Annotated in this window: 12 protein-coding genes; 3 read left to right on the forward strand and 9 right to left on the reverse strand. The window is 57.3% G+C overall.

Going from position 1 to position 16,142, the window contains the following annotated elements:
• Positions 1-211: 211 nt before the first annotated feature.
• The 7 genes from hemG to K5E80_RS06920 all read right to left on the reverse strand — a co-directional run bounded on the left by hemG (position 212) and on the right by K5E80_RS06920 (position 8,292).
• Entirely contained in the window at positions 212-1,603 is a 1,392-nt protein-coding gene (gene hemG, locus K5E80_RS06890; RefSeq protein ID WP_220635459.1) for a protoporphyrinogen oxidase, read from the reverse strand.
• Between the two features lie 20 nt (positions 1,604-1,623).
• Positions 1,624-2,409 (reverse strand): hypothetical protein, encoded by a 786-nt coding sequence (locus tag K5E80_RS06895; protein WP_220635460.1) that lies wholly within the window; start codon positions 2,407-2,409, stop codon positions 1,624-1,626.
• An 86-nt stretch (positions 2,410-2,495) separates the two neighbouring features.
• Positions 2,496-3,710 carry a c-type cytochrome gene (locus K5E80_RS06900; protein ID WP_220635461.1) on the reverse strand — a complete coding sequence of 405 codons (1,215 nt, stop codon included), beginning with the start codon at positions 3,708-3,710 and terminating at the stop codon, positions 2,496-2,498.
• Between the two features lie 291 nt (positions 3,711-4,001).
• Positions 4,002-5,177 (reverse strand): NrfD/PsrC family molybdoenzyme membrane anchor subunit, encoded by a 1,176-nt coding sequence (gene nrfD, locus K5E80_RS06905; RefSeq protein ID WP_220635293.1) that lies wholly within the window; start codon positions 5,175-5,177, stop codon positions 4,002-4,004.
• Entirely contained in the window at positions 5,177-6,031 is an 855-nt protein-coding gene (locus tag K5E80_RS06910; RefSeq protein WP_220635294.1) for a 4Fe-4S dicluster domain-containing protein, read from the reverse strand. Before K5E80_RS06910 ends, nrfD begins: the two co-directional genes overlap by 1 nt.
• Positions 6,032-6,082: 51 nt before the next feature.
• Positions 6,083-7,111: a c-type cytochrome gene (locus tag K5E80_RS06915; protein ID WP_220635295.1), complete on the reverse strand. Its 1,029-nt coding sequence runs from the start codon at positions 7,109-7,111 to the stop codon at positions 6,083-6,085.
• A gap of 92 nt (positions 7,112-7,203) precedes the next feature.
• Entirely contained in the window at positions 7,204-8,292 is a 1,089-nt protein-coding gene (locus K5E80_RS06920) for a c-type cytochrome (protein WP_220635462.1), read from the reverse strand.
• Positions 8,293-8,656: 364 nt separating this feature from the next.
• On the opposite strand from K5E80_RS06920, the gene K5E80_RS06925 reads away from it, so the two are divergent.
• The 3 genes from K5E80_RS06925 to K5E80_RS06935 all read left to right on the forward strand — a co-directional run bounded on the left by K5E80_RS06925 (position 8,657) and on the right by K5E80_RS06935 (position 14,192).
• The gene (locus K5E80_RS06925; RefSeq protein ID WP_220635463.1) at positions 8,657-10,942 is read left to right on the forward strand and encodes an OmcA/MtrC family decaheme c-type cytochrome; all 2,286 of its coding nucleotides are present in this window, start codon (positions 8,657-8,659) and stop codon (positions 10,940-10,942) included.
• Between the two features lie 52 nt (positions 10,943-10,994).
• Complete coding sequence (locus K5E80_RS06930; protein WP_220635464.1) at positions 10,995-11,960, forward strand: DmsE family decaheme c-type cytochrome; 966 nt, start codon at positions 10,995-10,997, stop codon at positions 11,958-11,960.
• A 144-nt stretch (positions 11,961-12,104) separates the two neighbouring features.
• Positions 12,105-14,192, forward strand: a complete 2,088-nt coding sequence (locus K5E80_RS06935) for an MtrB/PioB family decaheme-associated outer membrane protein (protein ID WP_220635465.1) — start codon at positions 12,105-12,107, stop codon at positions 14,190-14,192.
• A gap of 198 nt (positions 14,193-14,390) precedes the next feature.
• On the opposite strand, the gene K5E80_RS06940 is transcribed toward K5E80_RS06935, so the two are convergent.
• Together K5E80_RS06940 and gspF are read right to left on the reverse strand one after the other, a co-directional pair.
• A complete protein-coding gene (locus K5E80_RS06940; protein WP_220635466.1) occupies positions 14,391-14,885 on the reverse strand; it encodes a hypothetical protein in 495 nt (164 codons plus the stop codon).
• Positions 14,886-14,934: 49 nt separating this feature from the next.
• Entirely contained in the window at positions 14,935-16,140 is a 1,206-nt protein-coding gene (gene gspF / locus K5E80_RS06945) for a type II secretion system inner membrane protein GspF (protein WP_220635467.1), read from the reverse strand.
• Between the last annotated feature and the right edge of the window lie 2 nt (positions 16,141-16,142).

Genomic DNA, 16,142 nt, shown 5'->3' on the forward strand with positions numbered 1-16,142 from the left:
TCCTACTTATTGATAAGACGGCCGGATGGGCAACGGGCGGGAAATAGCATGCTATAAATTTGATTGTATTAAGCTAATTGCAGGCTTACCATCGCTTTGCATTTAATACTTTGCTTGCTTACGGCGCGCGAGTCTAAACCGGCCGCGCAATGCGAAACTTGATCCAGATCAAAGCGCCCCCCCACTTAGTGCCCTGCATCACAGCCACGCCTCAACGCCCACGCAGGAAATTCGTCGTCGCGTTGGCGGCATGGTGCGCTGACTTGATGCAGTCTCCGACCGCAACCCCACCGCGATAATTGGCGCAAAAGAACAAGCCCGGAAATATTCGCTCCGCCTCATCGACTTGCGCCATGCGCTCGGAATGACCCAGCGTGTATTGCGGAATCGCGCGCGCCCAGCGCGTGACCTTCACAAATTCGGCCGGCCCCGCAATACCGAGCAACTGCGCATTATCGGCTTGAGCGATGCGGGCAATCTCTCGTTCGCCAAGCTGCGTCAAATCTGGCTGCCGCATGCCACCCATGAACGTTGTGAGCAACACACGTTCGTGCGGCGCACGATTATCGAATAGCGAACTGGAGAATAGCGTACCCAGGATTTGCCTGCGTTCGCAGGCCGGAACCAGCAATCCGAATCCATCAAGAGGATGGGTAATCGCGCTGCGGTGGTATGCGCTATGGATTACCGCAACGGGAGGATAAGGGATATCCGCCAGTGCCTGCGCCGTATGTGGTGCAATGGATGCAACAAGACTCGCTGCGACATAAGCTGGCACCGCCAACAGTACGGCTCGTGAACGGAATTCGCGACGCATGCCAGAACTATCAGTGCTGATCGTATAACCGTTGTCGCCGGCCGTCACGCTGATAACCTGGGCGCCGAGTTCGATACGTAGATGCCGCGCCATGGCATCGGTCATTGTTTGCATTCCCTCTCGGAATGAAAACGTTGGCGCCGATTTTTTTGATTTTTCCGGACTGCGAGCGCGCGCCAGCGCACCAAGCAATTGCCCGCGAATCAGACTGCCATGCTCCTGCTCAAGCTGGTGCAACCGCGGAAATGCGGCGCTAAGGCTAAGCATCTCCGGATTGCCCGCATACACCCCGCCAACGAAAGGATTGATCGCATAATCCAAAAATTCGGCGCCTAGGCGCCTACGCACGAAAGCCGCGACCGTTTCCTCGGCATCTGATGTGCCGCGCGCGATGAACGGTTCTCGCAATAACCTCAATTTGGCGCCAGTCGAGAACAACGGGCTGGTCAGGAACGCGAACGGAGACATTGGCAGTACGCGTGGTTCGCCATCGCGCAAAATATAGCGATTACGGGCGTCCGGATTGCCCGCAATGCGTGAGTTGGCGATATCCAACTCATTCAGCAGGTGATTGATTAATGGCGTGGTATCAAGTGCACTATTTGGCCCCGATTCGAGCAGGCAGCCCTGCTCGTGCGCGGTTGCTATGCACCCCCCTGGCCGCGAGACCGCTTCGATGACAAGCACGCGCGCGCCCTGCTGCTGGATTCCCCATGCGCTGGCAAGTCCGGAAATCCCGGCGCCAACGACGATTACATCAAACAAATCCGGATCGGTTGATATCACCGTGCTAAAACCGGCATTGATCAGCCTACATTCGACTTGTCGTCCGATCGCAACAAGACAGGTTGTGGCGCCCTTGTAAACCACATCTGATACATGGATACCGCCCACATGAAAGCGAAGGATGCTCCCATGCCTGCGCCAGCGGCTATCGTCAGCCAGGCAAAGGGGTGATAGAGCTTGACCAGATACCAGGTACCGATGTCCGCTACGAGACACAGATAAGGCGCGGCGATCACAGCACATTTGAGCCACACGGGCCGCATGTAGGCATGACCAAAGATGGTGCCCATCAGAAAGAAAACGAAGCTCAGGCCGAACATATGTATATGAGATACACGAACCAGCGTAAAAATATCGGTACCCGTATCCTTCTCGGTCACCTTCTTCAGATTGTCTAACCCGTTCAGATTCACCAGATGCGGATTGCTGCCGTCATGACAGCTCATGCAGCGCTTGTCCAGCGTCGGCTTGACGTTTTTTTCATATCCGTCCTTGTCGGCACCCATCTCCACCCACCCGATGAGCGCACTGGCTTCATCGGCCGGCAACATCGTAGACATGGGGCCTCGTAACGCCGCTTCGAGGCGCGAGCCCTTGCCACTGCCGGAGTAGGCGACGACGACGTCGTTGTACGTCATCATCATCGGGTTTCCGCCGGCTCGCCCCGCGTAGCTATGAAACAGGTAGATGGCAGCGAACAGGTAAGCCAGACCCAGCGTCATGAGCACTACCGTGTACAGCGAGCGCATGCTGTAGGGAAGCTCGGAAAAATGCAGATAATGCTGATGAAGTTTGATGTCAGTCATGATTGTTTCCAATGATTATACGAAGCAAAGCACGCCGGCGCAGGAATCCCCCCGACTTAGGGTAGGGGTGGATCACCGCAATTCGCTCATTTGGCAGGCAGCTGCACGAAGACAACGGCACGCGGCTTCTGGCGGGCATAGTAGGCAGCCAGAGCGGTAATGTCTTCTTCGCTCAGAGAAGCCGACATAGCTGACATTTGTGGACTCTTGCGCGCGCCGGACTTGTACGCAAGCAATACTTTTTCCAGATAGTCGAGACGCTGCGCAGCTATTGCCGGAATACGCGGGTCGATGCTGTTGCCATTAATGCCGTGACAGCGGTCACAGCGTTGCGCCCATTCCGAGGTACTCAGCGGCTTGACTACTTTCGGCGCCTGTGGCGGCAGTGCTGCGTAGTACGCTGCGAGATCCTTCATGGCACGGTTTTCCAGGGCAGCGGCCACTCCCTTCATGCTTTCATCGGCACGAGATCCGTTTTTGTATTCCTGAAGCGCCGCCAGGAAATATTGACTGTCCTGGCCGGCAAGACTGGGTGTTGCCGGACTGCCGCTGACACCTTGTTCGCCATGGCACCCGGCACATGCCGAGGCAGCCGCCTTGCCGGCAGCCTTGTCGCCCGAAACTGGTGTTTGTGCCACAGCGGGTTTTTGCAAGGCGTAGAAGAGCGCGATGTTTTTCATATCACTGTCGCTTAATGCACCGACCAGTGTCTTCATCATCTCATCCTTGCGCTGTCCTGCTTTGTAGGCAGTCATGGCCGTGACCAGATATGCCGGGTCCAGTCCGACCAGATTGGGCACGCCAGGTGTATTGCTGATGCCGGTATCGCCGTGACAGCCAGCACAACCTGCGGCGGCTGCCTTGCCGGCGCTCAGCGCATCGGCCTTGGCAGGAGCAGCCTTGGCGGCGCTCGATGGCGCCGGATCGAGACTGGCGTAGTAGGCTGCAGCCGCGAGCAGCGCCTCGTCGCTAAGGAATTTGACCGCACCGTCCATGGACTTATCGGAGCGGGCGCCCGCCTTGTAAGCTCGCATCTCCATCAAGAGGTAGGATGCTCGCTGGCCAGCGAGATGGGGTATGCCCTTGATGGTAGCGATACCGTCTATACCATGACAACCCGCACAGGATTGTTTCGCCACGCGCTTGCCCTCCGCCACCTCCAAGGGTCCTGCGTATGCGGCTCGAAGTTCATCAGTGCCAGCCACGCTCGACGGAGCGGCTTCGCTGGACGCACTCACTACCGTCGCCACAATCGCAAGCAGCAGCGAAAACAAGTGGCAAATCCTGACGCTCCGCTTCATCAATGTTGATCTCCATGAACATTCTTATTAATCGTTGAATCTTGCATGCGCAGTCACCTGCATAGCTTCGGCCGCCGCGAATGTTAACATGAAAAAGCTGCCTGGCTCTCGGCCCAGATTGAATCCTGAGAACCACCGAAAGAAGCACTCGCAGCTACTGATGGAGAATCAGCATCTAGCCGGCGCCGAGCAACAGCGCTGCGAGGGAAGCACGCGTAATTATTGCGCATTTCATTTCATGCCTCCTTTGTGGTTGAGAAAGCCCTGAGATCTTCTATGCTAAACAGGTGGTCAAGTTGTCGCCTGGTCATCCCATGGTGGCAATATTCTCACCAAAAAGGATAGCAATGCAAATGGCGTAGCCAGCAAGCAGGCTGCAACCAGACCGCCCTCCCTGCCGAGGAAGTGCAGATGATAGGTCAGCAGCCCCCTGCCCGTCTTTGATATCTCCTGTCCGCCGATCACCACATTCCAGCGCATCATGAACACCGCGAGCAACACCAGGACGGCGCATGTCGTGACACCCGTGATCAGTGCCTTGCCGGTGGTGCCACGCCACATCATGAAACTGAGCAGCACGATCGGCAACACCGACCCAATCCCCAGTTGCAGGGTAAAGAACGGAATGAAGAGCGGGCCCCTGACGTACTCCATTATCATGTCCACTCCCTCCCGACCACGGTAGACCAGAGCTCCGAATTCCACCCCCTCCAGCACCAGGGCGAACATCATGAATCCCCACAGCGCATAAGCCATGCCCTTGAGGCAAGGCAAATCCACTGTCTTTTTGCGCAAGAGGCTGGATATGACGTAGAGCACAATTAGCAGCGCGGTACCCGAGATGATGGCGGAAAAAAGAAAAATGGGCGGCATGAGATCGGAGGACCACCATTCGCGCGACTTGAGTGAACCGAACACAAAGCCGACATAGCCGTGCAAACCGTGCGCCCCGGGGATGCCGATCACCGCCAGGGCGAAAATCCACTTGCGGTCGACGCGCATCGCTGCCTCGGAAAGGTCATGGGACCCCAGCGACAGGACACGATAGAGCAATCCAAGGGCACCTTTTCTTTGTTGCGCCTGCTCGACGATGTAAGGCCGGAACACGAACCAGCTTTCCAGAAGCAACAGGAGGGTGTAGCCGGCAGCCGCAAAACCGAAAACGGCGAAAGCCGAACTCCAGTGTGGCGTGATCATGGCATTGAATGCCCGCTCCGGATGGCCCAGATGGGTCAGCAAGCACAATGGAACAATAACCATGCAACACAGCGATGTCAGCAGGGCAAGGCGCGCGGCCGGCTTGAAGCGCTGCATGCCGAACACGTGGTACATGCTCGATACCGTGAAAGCCCCCGCTACCAGGCCGGTGAGATAGGGATAGAGCGCGATGAGCACAGTCCACGGAATGATGGTTTCGTTGGGATAGACATAACCGATATAGGGCGCAACGTCATAGAGTGCTTCCACTAGATCACCTCCTTGTCGAGACCCACGTTGAAAACATTGGGCGCATTGCCGGATTCTGGTCTCAGCACCGAAACCCGGTTGTTGCGGAGGAACAGGCTGATCGGACTCTGCTTGTCGTTGCGATCGCCGAAGATACGCGCGCTGACCGGGCAAACTTCCACGCACGCCGGTTGCAGGCCTTTGGTGATGCGGTGGTAGCACCAGGTGCACTTGTCGGTGGCACCTTTTTCTTCGTTGAAGTAGCGCGCGCCATAGGGACAGGCCTGGACGCAATATTGGCAGCCGATGCAATACTTGTGGTCGATCACCACCACCCCGTCCTCGGTCTTGTAGGTCGCACCGGTGGGACATACCTGCACACAGGCCGGATGGGTGCAATGGTTGCAAAGCTTGGGCACGAAGAAAGCCCTGTCCACCTTCGCATCCTTGTAGCGGTTGGCGAATCGATATGCGCTTTCGGAACCCGATGCCGCGATATTCACCGGATCGCTCTGGCTGTCGATGCGTGCCTTCTCCTCTCCTTCCAGCGTGACGTAGCGCTCGACCCAGGTGCGGAAGTGATGCGCATCTGCAAGCACATTGTTCTCGATCTTGCACGCCTCGACGCAACGCAGGCAGCCGATGCACTTTGTCGCGTCCACGCCAAAGGCCCAGCGATGCTTGGTCCAGTCGTAATCCGGTATATCCGGTTTGGGCGGCGATGCGGCCTCTGAAGCGGCCGCCGCTTCGCACAATCCTGGCAAGCCAGTACCGGCCGCGATTGCCATGCCGCCGCAACCAACGGCCACGCCGAAGAAGCGCAGGACTTGCCTGCGCTCGCGACGCTGTTTCTCCTGCTCGTCGTTATCTGCCATCTGGGTAGCCCTCCTCGCTGCATTGACCTTGACCGCTTTGCGTGCGTACGCCTAGCGGCAAGCTGCATTGGCAAAATATGCCGCGACGTTCGCCGCGTCGGTATCGCTCAGTCCTTGCGCGATGCCATCCATCATGCCGTTCTTGCGCTCGCCCGCCTTGTAGGATTTGAAGCTGCCCAACAGGTACTCACCGGACAGGCCGGCAAGATTCGGCCATGAGGGTTGCGTACTGACGCCTTGCGCGCCGTGGCACGTAGCGCATTTCGCCGCAACCGCCAGGCCTGCGGCGGCGGCCTTCTTGTCCCCGTTCCCCGCGCTCTTGCATTTGGCAGCGGAAAAATACGCAGCAACATTGGCGATATCGTTGTCGCTCAAATCCTTGGCTATCGAACTCATCAACTCGTTAGCGCGTGCGCCGGTCTTGTATGCCTTGAGGGAGATGACGAGATAGTCCGCCTTCTGTCCGGCAAGTCCGGGAGCGGAATCACCAATGCCCGCTTCGCCATGACATCCGGCGCAACCAGCCGCGATCGCCTTGCCCGCCACGGCATCGCCTTTTGCTGCGCTAGCGGCAGCCACTTTGAAGGTCCTGGGGGAATGCGGATTGTGGCAAACCGTGCATTGCTGGGTTCTGGCATGCTCGGCCACCACGATCTGCCGCTGCTGCGCGGGACGTCCGGGCATCTGCTCATGGCACAGTGTGCAAAGCCTGGCGGTGTCGACCGGAATCGTCATCTTCAAGCCACTGGGGTGATCCTTGCCGGTGGTCACGTTGTCGAACCGGCCCTTGACGTCGCGGCTGCCCGCCGGGCCGTGACACACTTCGCACTTGACGACCTTGCCGAGTTCGACGTTGTTGTGCACGCCCTTCGCCCATTCTGCATATTCGCTGGCGTGGCATTGCTCGCAGTACTTTGGCGTCTTGAACTTGGGTTTGTCCGATGCGATCTCCGCCACCGAGAGGCCACGATAGTGCCCGAACTGATAGAACGAACCGGCGGTGAAGTACTGCTTGGCCGTATAGGCGACAATAACGAATGCCAAAAGCAGCATGACCAGTCGGACGATATGTTTCGGCATCGAACACGCTCCCCCTTGGTAATGTCCAAGGACAGTTGGACATCCCGGTTTTTATTGATTGTTGCAATCTTTCTGCGTTCGGCACAACCCCTTTATTGCCTGAAACCGAATTTGGCCTCGATCGTGCGGGAATCGCCCGGTTTGCGAATCAGCACGACGATAGTGTAGGGATCCTTGCCAGGTAATCGAATATAGTTCCCATAGCTCACAATGTTGTTGATCACCAATGGCTCAAGGGACTTTACCTGATCGCCCATTAACGGATCCGCGATCTTCACCTCGATCTGAGCGCCCTTGATCGCGGTTTTAGTCTTGGCGTCGAAGAGTGAAATATTTACGTGGTAATAATCGTTCCCACGCGGTACCCCACCATGCATCGTACTTTCCGGATCAGCACCCGGTGGCCGCTTGCGTATCGACTCCGCCGAAGTCACACCAAAGTAGACTTCCATTCCGTCGATGATCTGATGATTGGGGTCCGGCCTCACTGCCACCGTGGACGGCGCCTTCGCGGTTGCAGGGTCAAATGTTGGGTTAAACATGTAGGTAATGGCCAGACGGATTTCGGCATCGGTCAGGTTGGCCACGCCACCACGCGGAGGCATGCCGCCGTGGCCATTGATGGCGGAGCGGGTCAGCATCTCGAATCCCTCTTTGACCCGTGGCGCCCACGCCGCGCTATCACCTATTTTGGGTGCGCCGCCGACACCGGTTTCGTGACACTTGGCGCAGTAGGTTCGCACTGTCAGCGCGCCGCTACGCTCCGTGGCTGGCGCCGTTCTGCTGACGGGCTCCGCCCAGTTGCCGCCAGATGCATTGACCATGTAGGTAATGGCACGTTCGATCTCGGTATCGCTGAGCGCCGGATTGCCGCCATGGGATGGCATCTTCCGGATGCCCTTGAGGGCATTTTGCGAAAGCCCCGTCAAGCCCCGCTCTGCTCGTGCCGCCCACGCTTTCCTGTCACCAATCTTCGGCGCGCCATTCGCGCCCGTGCCGTGGCAGGCAGCGCACACTGACGTCACCACTTCTTTGCCGCTACGTTCGGTTCTCTGTGCCATTGCCTGCAGCGATATGGCGAACAGGGCCAGCGCCGTTATGGCAATCGCCACCATTGACATAGATGCCCCGACGATTCGTCGAATCCCTGTTTTCGCCTGCTGTGTAAATTTCTTGTTCATAAAGATATGGCCACCTATAAGCTCTTGGCATGGCACGGCAAATTGTTTGGCGCCCCGTGCATTCAGCCTCTCACAGTTCCAATCGTATCATTTTCATCTATCAGCCGGACTGGACGAGCCCAACTCCCGAATTGCCAACCTGTCTGTCCGTACAACCAATTCTCGCTATGGTATCCTTCCAGAGCGCTGGAAATCGGTTATTAGCCTGCTCAAAGTTATTAGCCTGTCAAAATAAAATGATGCATCATGGCGGAAATCATCAGCAGTCGTTAAATTCGTTATGCTGATATGTTCGTTACGTCTTTTTATCTTTTTTGTGAGCACCTCACTCTGGCATCCCTTAGCCACGGACAAACGGATAGTCATGGACAAAAATCGAACGTCGCATCATCAGTGGATTAACCTGGCAGCGGCAATCATGCTTACGCTTGCCCTGGCAGGCTGTGGTGGTGGCGGAGGTGGCGGCGGCAGTGCTACAGGGACACCCACGCCACCTTCGTCAAGCTCAGCCGATATCGCGGCATTGACTGCCGCGACCGCGCTGACCATGACTATCACCGGAGTGACCGTCAATAATTCCCCTGTTGTGGACTTCACGGTCACCAACCAAGCCGGCGTCGGAATGGCAGGCCTGACTGCGGCGGACCTGCGCTTCAACATCGCGAAGTTGATGCCGGGGACAAACGGCGGTCCAAGCATCTGGCAGGACTACATCAACCGGAGCAACGGCGGGGCGGTGCAGGGCAGCCAGGAGCGTTCGGCCGCCGGTTATGCTTTCGGCACGCTGACCAATCATGGGGATGGCACCTATACCTATGCTTTTGCCACCGACATCAAGAATGTCGCCTGTCCGGCACCCTGTACGGATGCTGACGGCAAGGCGCTTGACCTCAGCGATCAACCCGGCCTGACAAATCGTGTCACCATACAGCAGGCCAACAGCGCCTATGCCAAGACCGCTGGCATTTTTGATTTCGTGCCGGATGGCCGTGCCGTTACGACCACGCGCGATATCGTTTCCAACGCCAAGTGCAACGCCTGCCACAGTCAGCTTGCAGCGCACGGAACGCGGGTCGACACGAAGTTGTGCGTCACCTGCCACAACCCGGGTTCCTGGGTTGCGGGGGCTCCGAACACAACAGTGGATTTCAAGGTGATGATCCACAAGATCCACAACGCTCCCAATCTGCCGAGCGTCATCGCTGGTACGCCATACGTCGTCAACGGGACTGATTTTTCGAAAGTCGTTTTCCCGCAGGATGTGCGCAATTGCACCAAGTGCCATGACGGCACGCCCGGTGCAACGAATGCCACCGCGCAGGGCGACAATTGGAAAACCCAGCCGAGCATGCAGGCCTGCGGTTCCTGCCATGACGATGTCTATTTCGGCGCCAGTCCGGATCCGGCCAAGCCCTATCAAACAGTGGCGCACCCCGGCGGCGTCATGACCGATAACAGCACCTGTGCGATCTGCCACGCGGCAGGGAGGTACACAGACAATAAGGACATCGTCATCGCGCACAACTTCCCGGCCAGACTCAAGGCGGCAGCGGCCAAGTTCAAGTACAACATCATCAGCGTCACGCCGACCGTTGCGGGCAGCACGCCGGTCATCACCTTCTCGGTCACCGATCCGACCAACGCAGATGCCCCCTACGACATCAAGACCGCCGCGGCGTTTACCGCAGGCGCCAGCAGCACGCTGACCGTCAAGCTGGGCTGGAACACACCCGGGAAGCTGGATTTCGGCAACGACAACAACAGCCTCGCGTTCGGCCAGCCGATCAGCATCAACCTCCTTGGCAACGCGGCGGTAACGGCAGGCGCGACGCCGGGCACATTCACCGTCACCGCGTCCAGTGCCATCCCCGCCACGCAGACAGGTGCGCTACGGGCCTTGATGGAAGGGCATCCTGCTGGCGATGTCACTACCGCCGGAACTTTTGCCGATCGACTGCCGGTAAAGAGTGTGTTCAAGGATTTCGCGATCACTGGCGTAGTAGCGCCGCGTCGGGCAGTGGTGGACATCGCCAAATGCAACGTATGCCATGGCACGCTAAGTCTGCATGGTAACAACCGCACTGACGAGCCAGGTGTGTGTGTTGTCTGCCACAACCCGAATGCGACCGACAAGTCGCGGCGCACCGGGGTGGGCATCGATGGCAAGACGGAGGAGGCCATCGACTTCAAGACCATGATCCATGGCATCCATGCCGGACAGGCAGACAAGGGCGGTTTCCGTGACAAGGGCATCACGATTTATGGTTTCGGTGGCAGCGTGAACGACTTCAGTACAGTCGTCTTTCCGGGAAAATTGAACGACTGCACCATGTGCCACGCCGGCACGTCGTATCAGATGACGGGTGTCTGGGATGCACCCACGGCCAAGGGCATACTGGGAACCACCATCAGCACGGGCGCCTCAATCACGGATCCGGCGGACAATTTGAGAATCACACCGATTGCCGCAGTCTGTTCGTCCTGCCACGATAGCGCGGCGACGAAAACGCATATGCAAGGTGCCTTCCAGGCGGCACTCTTCTCGGTGACGCAAACGGCAATCGACACTGCCCCTCGTCAGGAAGCTTGCGCTTACTGCCACGGGGCGGGCAAGTTACTTGACGTCAAGGTGGTTCATGGTGTTCCGTAATAGACGAAAATCGGCCTGTGCTAATTTTGGAAGACAAGCAACAATGATAAATATGACAAAAACAGCTATTGCCGTACTGATTCTGGTGTCTGGTTTTGCGTTTAACTCGGTCACATTCGCTGAGGATGCAACCAAATCACTCGCATCTTCCCCGCTCAGCATGGGCACCGAATACACCGATACTGGTGCAGACACCTGCCTCATGTGCCATACCGAAGGCGGCGATTTTCCGGTTATGGCAATCTTCAAGACCAAGCATGCCAACCGTGCCGACAAGCGCACCCCCTTTGCCGCCGGCGGCTTGCAGTGCGAGGCCTGCCACGGTCCGGGCAAGAAGCACGCCGATGGCGGCGGCGGGCATGATGGCATAAACAGTTTCGAGCCTTCATCGTTCCTGACGCCGCAGCAGCGCAACAAGTTCTGTCTGGAATGCCATCAGAACAGGTCTCGTATGGATTGGATTGGCAGCAAGCACGATAATAATAACCTCGCCTGTACCGATTGCCACACGATCCACGCTGAGCGTGATCCCGTAAGAGAGAAGGTGGCTCAGCCGGATGTCTGCTATAAATGTCACAAGCAACAACGCGCGGACTTTGCCAAGCCGTCGACTCATCCAGTTCGGTACGGCAAGCTGGCATGCAGCGACTGCCACAGCCCTCACGGTTCGAATGCCAGCGCCATGCTGAACAAGCCAACCGTGAACCAGACCTGCTATACCTGCCATGCGGAAAAGCGCGGACCTTTCCTGTGGGAGCACTCTCCAGTGGCGGAAGACTGTACGCTGTGTCACTCGCCGCATGGAACCGTGCGTCCCGCGCTGTTGAAAAAGACACCACCCCTGCTCTGTCAACAATGCCACACAGTAGCCGGCCATCCCTCGGTGGCGCGCACCAGCGCCTCTCTGCCCGGCGGCACGGGTGGTGGATCGGCCTTCCTGCTTGCTGGCAGTTGTACCAATTGCCACTCGCAGATCCACGGTTCGAACCATCCGTCAGGAGTGAAACTAATGCGCTAGCCGGCATCCGCAGATCCGCCAACGCAATAACGGCCAGGGCGGACAGGATGACGGAGTCTCTTGAAGAGGCAGACTATAAAACGTAGTTTCAGTGGAGGCCAACGCGCGAAGCGTGTTATGCCATAACTAAAACAGGACAAGAAAATGAAAACTTCAAATCAACTGCTGCTGCTCGGTATGCTATCAGCACTATCGACGGCCGCATTGGCCGACGATGTAAAGGGCGCTGCCGATACCTCCCAGTGGAAATGCGAGTCCTGCAAGTTCGAGGGTTCGTTCAGCGCAACAGTGGAAGTTGGGGCGACTTCAGTCTCGGACCAATCGGCCAAATTTGGTGATTTCACCGGCCTCAACAAGGACGGCGGATATTTTATCGGCAACGGTTCAGCGAGCTATCGCAGCAAGGATAGTGGCGAATACTGGAAACTCAATGCATCGAATCTCGGGCTTGATTCGCGTTCTATCGACGCAGAAGGCGGGAAACAGGGCAACTACAAGCTGTTGCTCAACTATGATGAAATACCCCACTATATTACGGACAACGCGCAAACCCCCTTCAATGGTGGCACGTCGCTGACCCTGCCGCCCGGCTTTGCGGCTGATACGACAGGCGCAATGCCCTTGGCAGGCAATATGCATACGGTTGATATCGGCACCGAAAGGAAACGACTGGGCGTGGGCGTCTCATGGCTACCCCACAGCGACTGGGAATATGCCGTCAGCTTTCGCCACGAAACAAAAGACGGCACAAAACGCACGGCTGGCTCTTTCTTCGTCGATACGGCACAACTGATCGAACCGGTGGACTATGTCACCGACCAGATCGACGCATCGGCCACTTACTCCGGCAAAAAATTTCAATTGAAGCTCGCCTACTACGGATCGAAGTTCAGGAACAACGATGAATCTTTAACCTGGGCCAATCCATACGCCACGCCGGTTTTCCTGGCAACGTTTCCCAATTCGGCTTCCGGCCAGCTTGCGCTTCCGCCGGACAACGAGTTTCACCAGATCCAGGCCTCGGCTGGGTACCAATTCACGGAACGGACGCGGGCCACAGCCGACATCGCCGTTGGCCGCATGACGCAAGACAGCAGCCTGCTCCAATATGGCACCGCAGTCCCGGGACCGGGAGGTTCCGTGAACGGACGAGCCAAGACATTCGATGTTGCTCTGAAGCTCAGTTCCGCGGTAACTGACAAGATGCGACTGAACGCCGTATATACGCATAACGACCGCGACAACGACACGCCACAGTCACTTTATTCCGTATATGTAACCGACATGTTCCCCGGCGCGCCAAGGACGAATCTGCCCTACGGCATCAAGCAGGACAAATTGAAGCTGAGCGGCGATTACCGGGTTTTAGAAAACCTGAGGGGCGCGTTGGGCGCTGATTTCGATTCGCGCGAGCGCACTTATGCAGAAGTCAACAAGACACACGAAAACATCGTCTGGGGCAAAGCGACCACGCGTTTGGTGGATATGGTTGACTTGACACTCAAGCTCGCGCGTGGCGAGCGCAGCAATTCAGGCTCGTTCCAGCCCATTGCCGGAATCACGCCGCCCGAGAATCCGCTGCTAAGAAGATACAATCTGGCGAATCGTACGCGCGACACTGCGTCGGTACGCGCCGACATCGCGGTAAGCGAACGCATCAGCGTCAGCTTGGGAGCTGATTCGTCTGAGGACAAGTATTCCGATACAACCATTGGCTTGACCAACGGCAAGGAATTTGATTTGAACGGCGACATCTCCATGGTGGTCACGGAACAAACCAGTCTGCATTTTTTCGCGAACCATCAGGAAATCAAGTCAAAGCAGGCAGGCAGCCAGGCATTTGCGACGCCGGACTGGTCTGCCAACAATAAGGACACCATCGATTTCTTTGGCCTTGGCATAAAGCACGCGGCAATCAAGGACAAGCTCGATCTTGGCGCCGATTACAGTATTACGCATTCACATAGCAAGATCAGCGTTGATAACGGCATATCGGGTCCGGGATTTCCGCAAATCAATACATCGCTGGATAGTCTGAAACTCTATGCCGCCTACCGTCTACAGGAGAACATTTCATTGCTGGCGGATTACTGGTACGAGCGTTACTCCAGCAAGGACTGGATGCTGGACGGCGTATTCCCCAGCGCCATTCCAAATGTTTTGGCCTTGGGGATACAACCGTCACGGTATCATGTGGATGTGGTTAGGCTGTCGGTAAAGTACAAGTTCTAATTGCCGTCATTCCAGACGCCGCGTGAGCGGAAAACCGGCGGGATCCAGCGGCTCGGCTTTCGGTGACCAAGACACTTGCTTCCCGCTCTGCGTGCCCAATGGGTATCCGCGGGGATGACACTTCAAAGTTAACGTGTTCCGTTATCAGTACCGTCCGCTCATCGGAGCATCGAGCGAATAGAACGAAGCCGCCAGTCGCTACCAAACCCTCAACTTTACCTGGACCGCCACTGCTCCGCTCATGCGATTCGGGATATTGGGGATGAGAGCGAAATTGGCCCCCAAACGCTCACCCTCCACGGACAGCAGCGGCAGTGCGGCGGGAAACCATCCGCCGTCTTTGTATTTCGGGTAGCCGTCGAAAGCGCCCGCAGCGATCCCCGCACCCACCTTGACGCCGTAAACCTGCCAATGCAGCGGACGCCACTGGTAGAGACCATAGTGGCTTCTTTGCCGGTCACTGTTGATGAAGGAACCCGCCATTAGCACATGGTCATCAGTCAACATGACTTCCGCGCCAAAACCAATATTGTTTTCACGAAAGTCCTTATTGCGATTGAAGTGCATCGAATAGAGGCCGGGATTGAGCCAGACCTGGGGCGAGAAATCTTCTGCCGTCGCGTCAGCATGAACTGCAGCGCCGACCAATAAGGTACAAAAGAAAGCGAACGATTTTAGTTGCTGTCTTGACATCTTGTTCTTTCTTGTAGATGGGTTAGATCGGCCAAAGCTTCAACGTTTTTCAGTGCACCAACTGATTGATCGAGATGATCGGGAGCAGTATGGCAAGCACAATCAGCAGCACTACTCCTCCCATCGCCAGGATCATTACTGGCTCAAGCAAAGTCAGGAATACGGCAAGGCGCCGTTCCAAAGCCTGGGTCTCGAGCTGAGCGGCGCGTTGCAGCATCTGTTCCAGTTTGCCGCTCAATTCCCCACTCGCGACCAGATGCACCATTAGCGGCGGGAACACGTGCGTTGCGCCAAGTGAACGTGCCAGGCTTTCGCCTTCGCGCACGCGTTCGATGGCGGCTTCGACGGCTTCCCGCATCACCACGTTTGTCATCACGCGCGCGCCGGAATTCAACGCCGAGAGCAGTGGCACGCCACCACCGACCAGGATGGCGAGCGTGCTGGCGAAACGCGAAGTGTTGACGCCGCGAATCAGCTGCCCGAGCCAGGGGGTGCGCAGCAACAAGGCATCCCAACTGCGGCGCGGCCCAGCGCGGCGCAGCGCCTGACGCGCGGCAATCAGACCGCCGATAACAGCGACCGTCAGATAAGGCCAGACTGCGCGCAGGAAGTCGGAAAGACCGATCAGCATGCGCGTGAGCAGCGGCAGGGCTTGTCGGGACTGCTGGAACACCTGCACGATTTTCGGCACCACGAATACCAGCAAGCCGGTGACGATGCTGACCGCGACTATTGTCACCAGAATGGGATAGAGCAGCGCAAGGGTGGTCTTCTGTTTCAGCGCCTGCCGTGCATCGAGATAATCAGCAAGATGCTGCAATACCGTGGACAAGGCCCCCGATTCTTCGCCGCCGTGCACCAGCGCACGGTAGAAATCGGGAAAGCTTTTGTCATAGCTGCCCATGGCGCCGGCAAGGGAGAGCCCGGCGGTGATTTCGGATTTGACGCCGCCCAGCACTTCGCGCGTCATCGGTTCGGAACTTTCCTCGATCAGCGCGCCAAGGCATTGCTCCATGGTCAGCCCGGACGTAAGCAAAGTGGCCATCTGCCGCGTTACCAGACTCAGTTCGTCCGAGGAGATGCCGCGCGCCCAGGGCCTGCTTGCGCGCTCTCGTGCGCGCACCAGGTCAACCGCCGAAGGCAGCAGGTTCTGGGCACGCAACTGTGCCCGTGCCTGGCGCGCTGTATCCGCTTGCACCACGCCAGACACCATGCGCCCGGCTGTATCCAGCGCTTCGTAGTGAAATGACTCCATGG

This window comes from Georgfuchsia toluolica (assembly GCF_907163265.1).
Lineage (GTDB): Bacteria > Pseudomonadota > Gammaproteobacteria > Burkholderiales > Rhodocyclaceae > Georgfuchsia > Georgfuchsia toluolica.

Excerpts from the sequence above, each read along its gene's own strand:
- K5E80_RS06925 (WP_220635463.1), top strand. The coding sequence starts at position 8,657 with ATGGACAAAAATCGAACGTCGCATCATCAGTGGATTAACCTGGCAGCG.
- K5E80_RS06940 (WP_220635466.1), bottom strand. The coding sequence starts at position 14,885 with ATGTCAAGACAGCAACTAAAATCGTTCGCTTTCTTTTGTACCTTATTG.
- K5E80_RS06915 (WP_220635295.1), bottom strand. The coding sequence starts at position 7,111 with ATGCCGAAACATATCGTCCGACTGGTCATGCTGCTTTTGGCATTCGTT.
- K5E80_RS06895 (WP_220635460.1), bottom strand. The coding sequence starts at position 2,409 with ATGACTGACATCAAACTTCATCAGCATTATCTGCATTTTTCCGAGCTT.
- K5E80_RS06910 (WP_220635294.1), bottom strand. The coding sequence starts at position 6,031 with ATGGCAGATAACGACGAGCAGGAGAAACAGCGTCGCGAGCGCAGGCAA.
- K5E80_RS06930 (WP_220635464.1), top strand. The coding sequence starts at position 10,995 with ATGACAAAAACAGCTATTGCCGTACTGATTCTGGTGTCTGGTTTTGCG.
- K5E80_RS06935 (WP_220635465.1), top strand. The coding sequence starts at position 12,105 with ATGAAAACTTCAAATCAACTGCTGCTGCTCGGTATGCTATCAGCACTA.
- gspF (WP_220635467.1), bottom strand. The coding sequence starts at position 16,140 with ATGGAGTCATTTCACTACGAAGCGCTGGATACAGCCGGGCGCATGGTG.
- K5E80_RS06920 (WP_220635462.1), bottom strand. The coding sequence starts at position 8,292 with ATGAACAAGAAATTTACACAGCAGGCGAAAACAGGGATTCGACGAATC.
- K5E80_RS06900 (WP_220635461.1), bottom strand. The coding sequence starts at position 3,710 with ATGAAGCGGAGCGTCAGGATTTGCCACTTGTTTTCGCTGCTGCTTGCG.